This is a genomic window from Paenibacillus sp. Pae15, assembly GCF_024519685.1.
In the GTDB taxonomy this organism is placed as follows: domain Bacteria; phylum Bacillota; class Bacilli; order Paenibacillales; family NBRC-103111; genus Paenibacillus_G; species Paenibacillus_G naphthalenovorans.
In genome coordinates, this window is the sequence record NZ_JALJRM010000006.1 from 39,560 (window position 1) to 54,278 (window position 14,719).

The 14,719-nt window shown below is 49.1% G+C and carries 12 protein-coding genes and 1 riboswitch; of the genes, 9 read left to right on the forward strand and 3 right to left on the reverse strand.

Features of this window, described 5'->3' with window-relative positions; all coding sequences use genetic code 11:
- Positions 1–88: 88 nt before the first annotated feature.
- The 4 genes from NR121_RS06640 (at position 89) to NR121_RS06655 (ending at position 5,946) form a co-directional block, all read left to right on the forward strand.
- Positions 89–1,336, forward strand: coding sequence for an MFS transporter (locus tag NR121_RS06640; protein ID WP_256830967.1), 1,248 nt, complete (start codon positions 89–91; stop codon positions 1,334–1,336).
- Positions 1,337–1,426: 90 nt separating this feature from the next.
- Positions 1,427–3,274 (forward strand): IucA/IucC family protein, encoded by a 1,848-nt coding sequence (locus NR121_RS06645; RefSeq protein WP_256830968.1) that lies wholly within the window; start codon positions 1,427–1,429, stop codon positions 3,272–3,274.
- Positions 3,271–5,268 (forward strand): IucA/IucC family protein, encoded by a 1,998-nt coding sequence (locus tag NR121_RS06650; protein ID WP_256830969.1) that lies wholly within the window; start codon positions 3,271–3,273, stop codon positions 5,266–5,268. Before NR121_RS06645 ends, NR121_RS06650 begins: the two co-directional genes overlap by 4 nt.
- A gap of 42 nt (positions 5,269–5,310) precedes the next feature.
- Positions 5,311–5,946, forward strand: a complete 636-nt coding sequence (locus tag NR121_RS06655; protein WP_062408954.1) for an RraA family protein — start codon at positions 5,311–5,313, stop codon at positions 5,944–5,946.
- 53 nt (positions 5,947–5,999) lie between these two features.
- On the opposite strand, the gene NR121_RS06660 is transcribed toward NR121_RS06655, so the two are convergent.
- Both NR121_RS06660 and NR121_RS06665 read right to left on the reverse strand, forming a co-directional pair.
- Positions 6,000–6,752 carry an MBL fold metallo-hydrolase gene (locus NR121_RS06660; RefSeq protein ID WP_256830973.1) on the reverse strand — a complete coding sequence of 251 codons (753 nt, stop codon included), beginning with the start codon at positions 6,750–6,752 and terminating at the stop codon, positions 6,000–6,002.
- Between the two features lie 99 nt (positions 6,753–6,851).
- Entirely contained in the window at positions 6,852–7,316 is a 465-nt protein-coding gene (locus tag NR121_RS06665) for a hypothetical protein (RefSeq protein ID WP_256830974.1), read from the reverse strand.
- Positions 7,317–7,620: 304 nt separating this feature from the next.
- On the opposite strand from NR121_RS06665, the gene NR121_RS06670 reads away from it, so the two are divergent.
- The 4 genes from NR121_RS06670 (at position 7,621) to NR121_RS06685 (ending at position 11,206) form a co-directional block, all read left to right on the forward strand.
- Positions 7,621–8,280, forward strand: coding sequence for an HAD family hydrolase (locus NR121_RS06670; protein WP_062408951.1), 660 nt, complete (start codon positions 7,621–7,623; stop codon positions 8,278–8,280).
- Positions 8,281–8,365: 85 nt separating this feature from the next.
- A complete protein-coding gene (locus NR121_RS06675) occupies positions 8,366–8,695 on the forward strand; it encodes a hypothetical protein (RefSeq protein WP_062408950.1) in 330 nt (109 codons plus the stop codon).
- A gap of 170 nt (positions 8,696–8,865) precedes the next feature.
- Positions 8,866–9,528, forward strand: coding sequence for a GntR family transcriptional regulator (locus tag NR121_RS06680; RefSeq protein WP_256830975.1), 663 nt, complete (start codon positions 8,866–8,868; stop codon positions 9,526–9,528).
- 4 nt (positions 9,529–9,532) lie between these two features.
- Positions 9,533–11,206: a thiamine pyrophosphate-dependent enzyme gene (locus NR121_RS06685; RefSeq protein WP_256830976.1), complete on the forward strand. Its 1,674-nt coding sequence runs from the start codon at positions 9,533–9,535 to the stop codon at positions 11,204–11,206.
- Between the two features lie 87 nt (positions 11,207–11,293).
- Here NR121_RS06685 and thiC read toward each other — a convergent pair whose 3' ends face one another.
- Complete coding sequence (gene thiC / locus NR121_RS06690) at positions 11,294–13,075, reverse strand: phosphomethylpyrimidine synthase ThiC (protein ID WP_062408947.1); 1,782 nt, start codon at positions 13,073–13,075, stop codon at positions 11,294–11,296.
- Positions 13,076–13,167: 92 nt separating this feature from the next.
- A riboswitch (TPP riboswitch) is annotated at positions 13,168–13,280 on the reverse strand.
- Positions 13,281–13,481: 201 nt separating this feature from the next.
- Between thiC and NR121_RS06695 the strand changes: the two genes are divergently transcribed.
- The gene (locus NR121_RS06695; RefSeq protein WP_256830977.1) at positions 13,482–14,687 is read left to right on the forward strand and encodes an MFS transporter; all 1,206 of its coding nucleotides are present in this window, start codon (positions 13,482–13,484) and stop codon (positions 14,685–14,687) included.
- Positions 14,688–14,719 lie beyond the last annotated feature (32 nt).

Sequence of the window (14,719 nt, forward strand, 5' to 3'; positions counted from 1 at the left end):
ATTCCTATTTTATGGGACAGACATCCAATGCCCGCTTTCCCATAAGGTTTAACGGCCTTTTAAAATGAGAAAGGAATGTGTCGTCACCGTGGAAAAGTGGAAACGAAATTTGTTCATTTTGTACGTAGGGCAATTTCTGGCGATGGCTTCAATGAGCTGCGTCACCCCGTTTTTACCGCTTTATTTGCAGGAATTAGGGCTTACCGATCCGGAAGAAGTTCGCTGGTGGACGGGCATAATTTATGCCGCCAACCTGCTGACGGCCTTTATTTTTTCACCGATTTGGGGAAAGATTGCAGACCGCTACGGACGCAAGCTCATGCTTGTCCGTTCCGGAATTGGCATGGCCGTCACCATTACGCTGATGGGGTTGGCCACCAGCCATATTCACTTGCTGATCCTGCGTTTATTAAACGGGATGATGGCCGGATTCGGTCCGGCCGCCATCGCCTTGACAGCCACGAACACGCCCAAGGAGCGGAGCGGGTATGCATTGGGGATTTTGCATTCCGGATCTGTGGCCGGAACCATGTGCGGCCCTTTATTGGGCGGATTGATGGCCGACTGGTTCGGGTTCGCCGCCGTCTTTTTCTTTACCGGTGTAAGTATTTTCATAGCGGCATTGATCGTCATCTTTTTGGTCAAAGAAAACTTTGAGAAACAAGACCGGAAAGAAAAGACAAACTTTGTGCAAGATTTCAGGAAAATCGTATCCCGAAAACCAATTGCATCCCTGTTTGTCTCCGCATCCATCATTCGATCGGCCATGGTGGGCACCTTGCCTTTCATCCCGCTGTATGTCCAGTCCTTGGCGCCGAGTCAGGATAATCTGTTCTTTTTGGCCGGGATTACGGCGGCGTCGATGGGGATGGCTAACATGATTACCGCCCCGCAGCTGGGGAAATTAGGGGACAAGTACGGCTCGCATAAAGTGTTAATCTGCGCCGCATTCGGAGCGATCCTGTTCTCTGTTCCGCAGGCATTTGTCCAGGAACTGTGGCAGCTCATCGTGCTGCGTTTCTGTACGGGGGCGTGCCTTGGCGGGATGATGCCTTCAATCCATGTTCTCGTTCGTCATTTTGCGCCGAAAGGGATGGAAAGCCGGACCTACAGCTATGTCAATTGTGCCATATTTCTTGGCGGGATGGCAGGGGCGCTCGGCATGGGAGCCGTCGCTTCCCGGTTCGGATTACCGTCGATCTTTATTTGCTCCGCTTTTCTTTTGCTGCTCAACAATGGCTTGATGAAATTCACTCTCCCTGACGCCAACCGTTACAGCAAGCCGGTCGGCATGGCCGGTGTGCAGGATAATAACCGCAGCGGGGAGGTGAAATAATCCGGGAACGAATGGAATCAAAGCGAAACGCTTCATGGAGATGAAATGGATGATGCCATATTACTTTCGAACGATGGGAGCCGTGAACTGATGAGTGTGTTAGAACCATTACAGCGCGGAGAAGAGAAGGATTGGATTCGTGCTTATTCGTCCGAAATTTATGCTAAAGTGGAACAACGAGTCCTTTGTCAGCTGATCGAGGCGGTGCTTTATGAAGAAATTGCCGTTCCCCTTCATGGGCTTCCCGTGTCCGGAGATTTCGAGGATCGCCTTGTTCTCCCGGGAAAAACAAACGAAGGGGAACCCGTTGAATATATGTTTGAGGGCAAACGCCAATTCAGTTTCGGCCGTTTTCGCATAAAGAAAGGAACGGTAAGACGCAAGGAAGCAAAGGAAGACCCGACTGCGGCAACGTTGTCCGGATTTGTGGAAGAAGTGCTCGGTCAGGTTCAAAAAAATGAACGTTTGGCGATGCTGCTGCAAGAACTGGAACATACGCTGGTAAAAGATTTGCAGGCCCAATACCATAAGTCCGTCGCTCCAATACCGGAAACGCCATGGGATTACGATGATCTGGAAAGCGATTTGGACGGCCATCCGTATCATCCGTGCTACAAATCGCGGATCGGCTATAGCTTGGGGGACAATGCCTTATACGGACCGGAATTTAAAACAAAACTAAAGCCGGTATGGTTGGCGGTCTCCAAATCGCAGAGCCTGATTTCTTTATCGGAAGGAACAGACTACAACTCATTTATACAGCATGAACTCGGGAAACCTGCGTATGAAGCCTTTGTTTCTTTGCTTAATGAAAAGGGGCTGGATGCCGGCGATTACTGGTTTATGCCCGTTCATCCCTGGCAGTGGGAGCACATGATTCTGCCGTACTTTCATCGTCAGCTATCCGAAAAGAAAATCGTCCGGCTTGGCAACGGTTCCGACGAGTACCGTCCGCAGCAGTCTATACGCAGCTGGGCCAATCATTCCCACAAAGAGAAAGCGTACATGAAGCTGGCGCTGAATATCACCAATACATCAACGAAACGAATATTGGCGAAGCATACCGTGATGAACGCGCCCCTCGTTTCGGATTGGCTGCTGTCTCTAACCAGGGATGACGAAACCGCTCGAAGACTCGATTTTGTTTTTTTAGCTGAATTTGCGGGAATTTCCTTTGATTACGAGAAGCTTCCGTCCACTGTACAACTGCAAACCTATGGGAACTTGGGTGTGATTTGGAGGAAGAGTCTATACTGCTATTTAAGAGACGATGAAGAAGCGGTTCCGTTCAGTGCGCTCTGCCACATGGCCGGAGAGCAGCCATGGATTGAACCGTGGGTTCGCAGGTACGGGTTGGAAAACTGGACGCGCTGGCTGCTGGAGGTTGCGATAACCCCTATCATTCATATGTTGTACGCACACGGAATAGCTATGGAGTCCCACGCTCAAAATATAATTCTCATTCATAAAGAGGGACGTCCTTGCCGTCTGGCGTTGAAAGATTTTCACGATGGAGTTCGGTTTTCCAAACAGCATCTGGGACAACCGGAAGTTTGTCCCGATCTTCATCCGGAGCCCGCTCATCATCGCGCTTTAAATCGTCATTCCTTCATACAAACCGATGATCTCCCGGCGGTCAAAGACTTTGTGCACAGCGCGTTTTTCTTTGTGTGCATAAGCGAGCTGTGCATGTTTTTAAACGAACAGTACGGGCTTCAGGAAACGGATTTTTGGGAAATGGTTGCCCGGGTGATTTATCTCTATCAGGATGAGCATCCGCAATACAGCCAAAATTTCGAGCACTATGATCTGTTCTCGGAAACGATTCAAATCGAACAATTGGCAAGAAGGCGGCTGTGGAAAGACGCGGAGGTCGATCCAAAGTCCGTACCGAATCCCCTATATCCATACCGGACAATCAGAGGAGGGAGAGTATGACGACGGAACATAAGGGTCCCGATTCCCGCGCACATTCGAAGGAAGCGGCTGATGAAGCCGATTGCCGGGTCATGGAAGACTTGGTCAATGCATTGCTTGCGGAAACATTTTTTGACGAACACGACGAGGTGAACCTTCTATCCCAAACTGAATGGGAGTTCATGGTTCGCGGTCACATGGGACTGGCCGCAGCAGACCGGCAATTCGGTTCTTTACATCCTAAGGCAAGCGTCTATTGCTGGCGGCTGGATGATTATCATGAGGCCATGATTGTTTTTCCTGTACATCCTGCAATCTTGCAGCCATACCGCTTTGAGGCATCCGCAGGCATGTACGAAGTGCGTATAGAGGAGAACCATACGGTCTATCTGAAAAAGCTCGATCCGTTGGGGCTGATGCGGCATATCGTTCATCTTTACGGGAAAGATCCGGCCGCCATAGATGCCGGCGGAGCGGACCGCTTTATGAATATGCTCGATCAAACATTGCTGCAAATGTCCTGGTCTCTTGAAAACAAACAACCGTCGGCAGGAATACTGGGTTTGCCTTCGGCAGCTTCATTATTGGAGCTGGAGAGAAAGGCGGCTTTTCGCGACCGGCCTTTCCACCCTGTCTCCAAAGTCAAGCTGGGTTGGACGCAGGAAGATTACCGCAACTATACAGCCGAATTTGCCCGGCCGATTCAACTGAACTGGATGGCGGTGAAACGCCGGTATCTCGTTAGCGGCTTGGATGAACATTCCATTGAAGACCAATATAAGCAGGCAGAAACAGGGGGGGTAGCTCCGGCGGATCTGCTGCTTGCCGAAGACCAGAAAGCCGGGATCCGTGAGGAAATGGACAGGCGAGGGCTGAGTACGGAGGAGTTTGTACCTGTTCCCGTCCACCCGTGGCAAATGTCTACCGTATTGCCTGGACAACTGCAAGAGGAAATCGGCAAAGGGATTTGCATACCGTTAAACGTTGAAGCGGGCACCTTTTACGCCACTTCTTCCTTACGGTCATTGATGCCCGCCAATGGAGGCCAGTTACACGTCAAGCTTCCGCTGGGCATGCATTCCCTGGGCGGACTTCGCTATCTTTCGGCCATTAAGCTTATGAATGGACAGCGCGCGGAACGACTGATGAGACAAGCGCTGGAACGGGACCCCGTCTTGAAAAAACGGCTGCTTCTATGCGATGAAACCGTTTGGTGGGCTTATCTGCCTGAAAACAGAGACTTGTTTGCCGATCCTCCCAGACATTTGTCCGCCATGATAAGACAATACCCTCCGGAAATCACAGATCATGAACATGTACGTTTAGTGCCCATGTCGTCTCTGACGGTTTTCGATAGGGACAGGAAGGGGCATTTGTTTGACGAATGGCTGCGCATGACAGGACTGGAAGTCAATGAATCCTCCGTTTTGCGTTTATTCAAAGAGGCTTTGCTGCCTTATTTTGAAATATGTTTCCGTTTGTTCCGACTGGGGATGATGCCTGAAGTTCATGGACAAAACTCCATACTAATCTTGAACCGGGGGAAAATAGAAGGTCTGCTGCTTCGCGATCATGATGCGCTGCGTTTGCATGTGCCCTGGTTAAATGCCAACGGGCTGGAAGATCCCGAGTATCGATTGCGGCCGGGTCATCCGAATTCTCTGTATCATGACACGCCGCATCAGCTGTTCTCCTTTTTCCAAATGCTTGGCATCCAGGTCAACAGTTACGCAATCCTTGACAGCCTGTCACGGTATTACGGCATTAAAGAAGAACGGTTATGGATCGAACTGCAGGAATGTTTGAATCTGGCAATGATTGAGGCTAATGTACCGGATGAGGTGAGGTGCGTACTCGAGGAATGTTTATTCGCCAGGGAACGATGGCCCTGGAAGCAAATCATCCGGCCGCTTCTGAAGCCCAATTCCAGGGTCCCGGGAAGCATGCCCTTTGGGCTCGGAGAAGCGCCGAATCCCTTTAAAGTATGTGCCGGGGCGATAGAAACTTCGGTATGAGGCAGGGCAGGTTAACGAATTCAGGAAAGGAGAGAGGGACGCGTGTTTCGCATTCAGGCCAGAGTACAGGGGGTTACGCCAGAGCTTTTGGAGCTGTACCGGAGTATCAGTACTTCCACCATTGGCCATCTTACGGATTTTGGTTTTCTTAACGGGCTGCAGCCCCTTTTTCGGCCGATCCAACTGATAGGAAACGCGGTTACGGTTCGCATTCCGCATCTTGACTCTGCCGCCATTTCCCATGCCATGGAGCTTGTTCAGCCTGGCGATGTTCTTGTCGTGGATATGTCCGGCGATGGCCAAAGAGCATGCTGGGGAGAATTCAGGACTTACGCTGCGCTGGACAAAAAAGTTTCCGGCGTCATTGTATCCGGGTGCGTCACCGATGTTCGCGCGATAACCGGACTTGGTTTTCCCGTCTATTCGAAAGGAATCAGCGCGCTGACCACACGTTCCCTTAAACTTCAGGGCGAGGTGAACACCACCATAAGCATAGGCGGGGTAAGCATACGTCCCGGCGATTTAATTGTAGGCGATGATGACGGCCTGTTCGCCGTGAACCCGGAAGACGCCGAAGAGATTGGTTATGCGGCCTTGGAGAAACAGCGCAAGGAGGCACTGCGAAGACAAGAGTACGAACATGGCCGGCAATTGGAATCCCCGCCTATAACATCGTAATTAATCCAAGAGCTCTTCAGACAAGATAGAAGAGCTCGATTTGTTGTTTCCAGTCACTGTCCGTTTGCTAATTCCGCTATGCGCCGGTTGACGTTATCCTTATACAGGCCGCCGTGATAGCAGATAATAGTTTCAATGTCGTACTGTACAAATTTTTTCAGAGAGTTTACGGCCAAGTCCGCATCGATACAGTACTGCGGATCGGGCCCAAGCAGCTCTCCGTTTGCCACGATCATAGAGTCCCCGGCGATAAGTGTTTTGCTTTGTATATGATACAGGCTGATATGCCCGGGAGTATGTCCCGGCGTATGAATCACTACGATCCCTCCGCAATAGGGCAATTCTTCTCCGTCGGCTACGGTTTTATCCACTTTTGATTTGGGCGGGTTTTCAAGCACTTGTCTGAAGGCTTTGCGCCACTCCTCCGGCACATTTTCCGGCAAAGAGTCCATAGCTTGGGCTACGGACTCCGGATTTATTTTAAGCAGTCTTTTTTCTCCTTGAATATATGGTTTTTCAACGTCATTGGCCAATACCTCGATAGGTTGAGGCAATACATTGAGAATTGTCGGTAAACTGCCGATATGGTCCAGGTCTTGGTGTGTTATAATGACTTTATTCAGCGTATCCCATGCGATCCCGGACTTCTCTGCTTCTTGGCGAATGAGCGGCCATTGGCCGGGATATCCGGTATCCACCAAAATCGTATGGTCTGTGTCCCAGACCAGGGTAGGATAAATAGTATCCATTCGCCCCATGAAATTGGATGAAACTTCCAATCCTTGTACACCGTTGGTAATGAACATGATGATCCCTCCCCAATATATATTTTGTGGGAATAGGATGAAATCGAAGTAAAAAAATCGCTCACCGATCCCTTGATCGTCAGTGAGCGTATGTTCAGGCTATTCTTGATGGTTGATTTTTTTGAAATGAATCTGCAGTGAGCCGAAAAATACTTTTCCTTGATTGTAATAAAGCTCGCATTGATACCCGTATGGACGCGTGGCGGATTGCAGCAGTTGATAACCCGGGAGCGCTTGAATCAAAGAAGTGATCTGTTCAATGACATGGTTAGGCAATTGGGTGAACATCTTGGCATGAATTCCATCGGCAACCGATATAAAACGGGGAAACGCCGTTTTGTTAAATTGGGAAAGTGCGGCACTGTCCTCGGCGAATCGGAGTATCTCTTTATTGATCCGATTCAGGTTTATGGTTATATTTTTATAAAAGTAAATACCGAAGCCGATTCTGTTCGTTATTGGATTTAAGCATTTTTTCCATGTGAAACTCTTTTCTTCCCAAAAATCGTCCAATTTTTCTGTAATTTTATTCCAGTCGATTCGGGTTGTACATATTTTTTTCATGACTATACTCCTTGGATGGTTTGGTCCCTAAGTCCGCTATTTAAAAGGATTCGAAGCCTGCAAGAGGATTGCGACGGCAGGACTGTCCTGCGATAGAAAATGACAGTGAATTCGAGATTTTGACCACCGGTCCGGAACAGCGCGGCAAGCGGAGCCGGTTACCCGCGAAACATTTTTCCGGAACAGCTATATTTGTTCGTGAATTCCATGTAAAATAAAGAGGTTGTGACACAGTAGAAACGCTGGAACGTTATAAGAAAGCAGCGACATTGCGGTCTTAAACGGAAAGCTTCGGAGGGAGTTTATGCTGCGAACCGGTACAATCAAGGGAATTCTATTCGATATGGACAACACATTATTGCAATCCAACATTGATTTCCCGGCCATGAAGCACGATGTGTATCGTTTTCTGGTCCGCCATAAAGTGATTCCTGCCGAATTTCCCGTACAGGAGCACACGACATCCACCTTGATCGAACACGCCAAAAATACAGGCATGACCGATGAGATGTATGAAACCATAATCAAGATAACGGAAAAACATGAATTAAAAGGGATGGAAGGCGCAGGGCTTGAACCAGGGGTCAGGGAATTGCTGGAAGCTTTGTACAAGAACTATGTTCTAGTCATCGTAACGAATAATTCAGTAACAGCGGCTCGAAAGGCTCTGGAAATCACCCAAATCATAGCGTATTTTGATCTGATCATAGGAAGAGAGCACATGACTTCGCTTAAGCCTTCCCCATCCGGATTTCATTATGCCAAAAAACAATTTGAGCATATCTCGTCCGATGAATGGGTTGCGGTTGGAGATTCATGGATTGACGGTAAAGCGTCGAATGATGCGGGGATTGCTTTCATCAGCTATGGCACAACGATGGAAGAGATGATCAAAAGGGGAGTAAAGCCCATAGGCCAGGTGAACAACATCATCGAAATCCTGAGCTTTATCAGGTCATCTTAGGAGCGTTATTTCAGATCGATATTTCAATAGAACCGCGGCCCAAGCTAGCCGGTCCGCTGCCGCAAACCGCAAATGGAGGATAACGATGGAGAGAACACTGGTCAAAGGAGCAGTATATAGTCTGATTATAGGCCTGTTACTAGGCATACTGATCTACCCTGATACGGAAACGATAAATAATGGCAAGGGATTTTTTGAGTATCGGGTTATCCCTTTAAGAGAGTATATTTTCACAGTACTGCGTTTTGCTGTCACGGTCATGTTCATTACATTAATTGCGCTATGGGTTAAACTGGAATGGAAATCGGGCTCTGAAATCATGGAATTTATAGCGGGATTTTTCAAATCATTTTTTATTGTGCTGGCAATCATATTAATAGTAGTCATAGTGAGCATGTTCATTTTTAATAGATAAAGGCAGTTTCAGTCTTAACGATGAATCATAAATCGGCCCACGTGTATGCGTGGTTTTTTTTGTCTGATTTCCTATTGACACTGTAAGTTATTGGGATTATGATAAATATTATTCTGATATATCAATTAAATATTATAAATACATCTATAGAGTATAAAAAGGGTGATGGAATGAAACAAGGAAAAACCGATTTGGCCTACCGGATCATCAAGGGCAAAATTTTAAGCGGCGAATTGAAAGCGCTATCCGACATTTCCGAGGATCGGCTGCAGGAAGAGCTTAACATCAGCCGCACTCCGATCAGAGAAGCGCTGCAAAAATTGGAGCAAGAGAAGCTGGTATATATTTATCCCCGCAAAGGGATCATCGTTTCCGGCGTTACCGTAGAATTACTCAATGAAGTATATGAAATGCGGGAATTGATCGAACCCTTCGTAGCTAAAAGCGTGTGCCGCAAGCTTCCGGAGGATTGGCTGTTAAACATGAAGCAACGCTTGGTTGAACCGCCCGAAGGGATGACACCCGAAGAACGCAAAGCCTATTATATTGATTTGGATAAAGAGCTGCACAATCAAATCATCTATTCGTACCCTAACACCTTTATCCATAATATCATGGGCAACATTTACGACCATAATCATAGAATATTTGCTATCACCTCATCCGTTAATGAGAAGCATAATGTCTCGATCCCCGAGCATGTAGCCATTATTGAGGCTTTTCTGGAAAGAGATCCGGATAAGGTCGAAATGAGAATGAAAGAACATATTGTTTCATCCAGAAAAAATGCCATTGAGTACTTGATCAAGCAACATCAAACAAGAGGGGAGTAAAGTTATGACACACATGACCGCTGCCAAAGCCATCGTAGAGGTTCTATTGAGGGAGGGCGTCGAGAAGGCGTTTTGCGTACCCGGCGAGAGCTATCTGAGCGTATTAAACGTTTTGTACGAAACACCTCGGATTGAATTGATTTCCGGCCGTCATGAAGGCGGGGTTTCATTCATGGCTGAGGGCTATGCGAAGGCCAGCGGCAAGGTAGGGGTATGCTTCGCTACACGCGGGCCGGGTGCAACCAATTTATCCATCGGCTTGCACACCGCTCATCAAGACTCCACGCCCATGGTTGCGTTCATCGGACAGGTGGAAAGCTCGTTTAGAGGACGGGAAGGATTCCAGGAGATCGATCTGGCGGATTATTTCAGGCATTTGGTCAAATGGACAGTGGAGCTCAACGATGCCCGCCGGGTCCCGGAATTAGTCCACAGGGCTTTTCATATGGCCAGATCCGGCAGACCGGGCCCGGTTTTGATCTCCTTGCCTCAGGACGTCCTGGATGAAACGGCTGAAATGGTTTTTCAAGAATCCGAGATGTTATCCCATCCGCGTCCGGATCGCCAAGCCGTGGCCAAAGCCAAAGAAATCCTGCGGCATGCCAAGCGTCCGGTGATTATCGCCGGGGGCGGAGTAACGAGCACCAAATCTGCGAAAGAATTAGTGAAACTGGCCGAAAAATTGCAAGTTCCAGTAGCAACGGCATTTCGCCGCTTTGACGCGTTTCCTAATCAGCATCCGTACTACATCGGGCAATTGGGAGTGGGTGCCGCGCCGTATCTGGTGGAGTGCGTAAGGGAAGCGGATGTCGTTCTTGCCCTGGGGACCCGTTTCTCCCAAATAACGACACAGAACTATACGCTGTTGACCTCCGGGACCAAGCTGATACATGTCGATATTTCACCGGATGAATTGAACAAAGTATACCGGCCGGCACTCGGGATTGTAGCTGACACGAAAAATTTTATGCTTGACTTGCTTGCGGAGCTGGGCGAATCAGGGCAAAGCAAAGAGCGTGAGGCTTATATACAGGAACAGCGGAAGAAATATGAACAATATTCCGAGGTTCGCGTCACTTCTGGTCAGCATTATGTGAATTTGGAAGGGATCATGGGCGATCTGATGAATCACCTTCCTTCCGACACCATATTCACTTCGGATGCAGGTAATTTCTACGGATGGATGGCCAAACATTACCGGTTTCAGGAGGAAGGGACTTTTGTGGGGCCGACTTCCGGTGCGATGGGGTATGCCCTTCCGGCAGCCATTGGAGCCAAGGTGGCCCAACCGGAGAAAACCGTTGTGGCTTATGCCGGAGATGGCGGGTTTATGATGACGGTGCAGGAGCTGGAGACGGCTGTACGCTGCAAAATCCCTGTCCTGGCGATCGTCGCTAATAATAACATGTACGGTACGATCCGTATGCATCAAGAGAAGCATTTTCCAAAGCGTGTGATTGCAACGGAATTATCGAATCCGAACTTTGCGCAAATCATGACGAATATGGGCGGACACGGAGAGCTTGTAGAAAAGAATGAAGATTTTGTACCTGCGCTGCAGCGGGCGCTGGCTTCTTCAAAGCCTGCGCTGATCGAGGTTCGCATCGATCCGCAGCAAGTGTCGGCAGCCAGAACGATCGAAGAGCTGAGAGCGGCACAGCCTGCAAAGCAAAAGTAAATCATGATGAAAAGACCAACGTTGATTTCGTTGGTCTTTTCATTGGAAAAAGAAGGAGCTGTAAAGCTGCCGTTCCCCATGGCTTTATTATTTATAAATGACGCTGCCGGCTTCTTTAAACTCTCTGGATTTTTCCTCCATGCCTTTTTCGATGGCCCGCTGTTCCTCGAGCCCCTGCTGTTTGGCATACTCGCGAATGTCCTGTGTAATTCTCATGCTGCAGAACTTGGGGCCGCACATCGAGCAGAAATGAGCCGTCTTGGCGCCTTCCGCAGGAAGCGTCTCGTCATGGTATTCCATAGCTCTTTCGGGGTCCAGCGACAAATGAAATTGATCTCTCCAACGGAACTCAAAACGCGCCTTGGATAAGGCGTTATCCCTTTCCTGGGCTCCGGGATGGCCTTTGGCCAAATCCGCCGCGTGGGCTGCGATTTTGTACGCGATGACGCCTTCGCGAACATCATTCTTGTTCGGAAGACCCAGATGCTCTTTCGGAGTTACATAACAAAGCATGGCGGTACCGAACCAGCCGATCATGGCTGCGCCGATGGCTGAAGTGATATGGTCGTACCCCGGGGCTATGTCTGTCGTAAGAGGGCCTAAGGTATAGAACGGGGCTTCCTGGCATACTTCAACCTGACGATCCACATTTTCTTTAATCATGTGCATAGGAACGTGGCCGGGTCCTTCAATCATGACCTGAACATCATGCTTCCATGCGATTCGGGTCAGCTCGCCAAGCGTCTCCAATTCGGCAAATTGAGCTTCATCATTGGCATCCGCAATGCATCCCGGGCGCAATCCATCGCCAAGGGAGAAAGCGACGTCATAGGTTTTCATGATTTCACAAATTTCTTCAAAATGAGTATAAAGGAAATTTTCCTGATGATGCGCCAAACACCACGCCGCCATGATGGAACCGCCGCGGGATACGATTCCCGTAACCCGCTTCGCCGTCAAAGGAACATAGCGTAACAGCACACCGGCATGAATGGTAAAGTAGTCGACGCCTTGTTCGGCTTGTTCGATCAGGGTATCCCGATAAATTTCCCAAGTCAGATCCTCCGCTTTACCGCCGACTTTTTCCAAGGCCTGATAAAGAGGGACGGTACCGATGGGCACGGGGGAGTTGCGAATGATCCATTCACGGGTGGTATGAATATGTTTGCCTGTGGACAGGTCCATGATGGTATCTGCGCCCCAGCGGGTCGCCCATCTCATTTTTTCGACTTCTTCTTCAATCGACGAAGCGACAGCCGAATTGCCGATATTGGCATTGATTTTGACTAAAAATTTACTGCCGATAATCATCGGCTCGCTTTCCGGGTGATTGATGTTGCACGGAATTATCGCCCGGCCTCGTGCGACTTCGCTGCGGACAAATTCCGGGGAGACGTTCTCGCGTATGGCGATATATTCCATTTCGGGCGTAATGATTCCTTTTCTGGCATAATGCATCTGCGTTACATTCGCTCCGCTTTTGGCTCGTAACGGTTTGCGCTGCAATCCCGGAAATCGTTCTTCCCGCTTGACGGATTCTTCTTTTGAATATCCGTTGTCCTCCGGCTTGACCGCTCTTCCCGCATATTCTTCAACATCGCCGCGCTCCAATATCCAATTCCGGCGGTTAAGCGGAAGTCCCGAGCGAATATCGGTTTGGATGCTGCCGTCTGTGTATGGACCGCTGCAATCATATACCCTGACAGGCGGGTTCTCTTGTACATTGCCGCCGCTGGTTGTCGGGGTTAGGCTAATTTCCCGCATAGGTACTTTAATATCCTCCCGCGAACCCTGCACATACACCTTCTTGCTCCCCGGAAAAGACGAAAGATGAGGGGCTGCTTCTTTTTCTTTGATTTCGCTTGCCATTTCAATTCCTCCTCAGAATGAATGTGATCAAGCGGAGAAACCCTTCGATGCAAACCAAAAAGACCGCAACGGGAAAGAAGCGGTCTTTGAATACACAAAGGCTAGGACTTTTCCTCCGCTGGCATTACCCAGATCAGGTTTTACGGTCGACAGCAATCGGCTGTCCTCTCAGCCTGGCAACTCCCAAGCTCCCGTTGTTATTCAACTGTCATACCAATAATAACCATAAGATCTTGAAAAATCAACCTGTTTTTATATCACGGCACCCTGTTGGAATGATGATTCCGGTGCGGAGCATTGCAGAATTTAGTGCTTCAGAATCTTCCTGAAATCGGTTATGATAAACAGTGAACGTGTGCATTAAAGCGGGGTGGATGAATGAAGTGAAAACGGGGAGATACCGGGGATGAATGATACGCCTGAAGTGCGAAACTATAGGATACCGCTGTTTTGTACGGTCACGTTGCTGTTCTGGTTTTCGATGTATACTTGTGTGCCGATCTTGACCGCATACGTTGAATATCTGGGCGCCTCTTATAAAATGGCCGGACTGATTGTCGGCATGTACGGATTGAGTCAAATGCTTCTGCGGATACCGGTGGGCGTGGTCTCGGACCGTTATCACAAGCACAAATGGTTTATTGTATTCGGCTTGTTTTTTTCGGTTTTATCCGGTGTCGGGATTCTGGTTACGCAGGAACTGACGTGGATTCTCCTGCTCAGGGCCGCGGCAGGCGCGGCTGCGGCGACGTGGGTAGATTTTACGGTTTTGTTTGCCAGCTACTACCGTCAGGAAGAGACGACGCAAGCGATCGGAACGATTTCATTTTACAACTCGCTCGGTCAAATGTTCGGCATTCTCTGCGGCGGGTGGTTCGCGGATAGGTATGGCTGGGAATCTTCTTTTCTTATCGGTGCCGCCGTAGGCGCTCTGGGGCTTGCGGGTGCTTTCTTTCTTGTAGAAACCCCTAAGAAAAGCACACAGCCCATGACCTTCAAAGGCATGCTGGAGGTAGGCGGCGACAAGAGGCTGTTGACCGTCTCTTTTCTGGCTGTCCTTTTTCAATTGCTGACATTCGCTACGGTTTTTGGATTTACTCCCGTATATGCCCAGTCGATCGGAGCGACGAAGCTCGATATGGGACTGCTGACGTTCTTTTCCACGTTTCCTATGGCGATAGCGTCCCTGGTAGGGGGCAGATATGTAGCCCGGAAACTGGGTGAAAACCATATCATCATCATCGGCTTCATCTTTTCCGGAATCTTTACAATTCTTATACCGTTTTCTTCAACCTTGTGGATGCTGATGGTTACCCAATGTCTTGCGGGGATCGGCCGTGGACTCACAGCGCCCGTATTGATGGCTCTCAGCATAAAGCATATGGATGCGGGAAGAAGGGCTACAGCGATGGGGTTTTATCAGGCCATCTATGGCTTGGGGATGTTTGCAGGTCCGCTGGTCATGGGGGTAGCCGGAGATTTGCTGACCTTGCGGCAGGGTTTTATTATGATCGGCGCTTTAGGATGTGCAACGGCTCTGCTGTCCCATGCGTTGTTAAAGCAGCGCGGTCTTCCGTTAGGGGATACCCGTTCTGCGAATGATCAGGCCTGATCATTCGCAAACCAAACGCCCGAGCTGTTAGC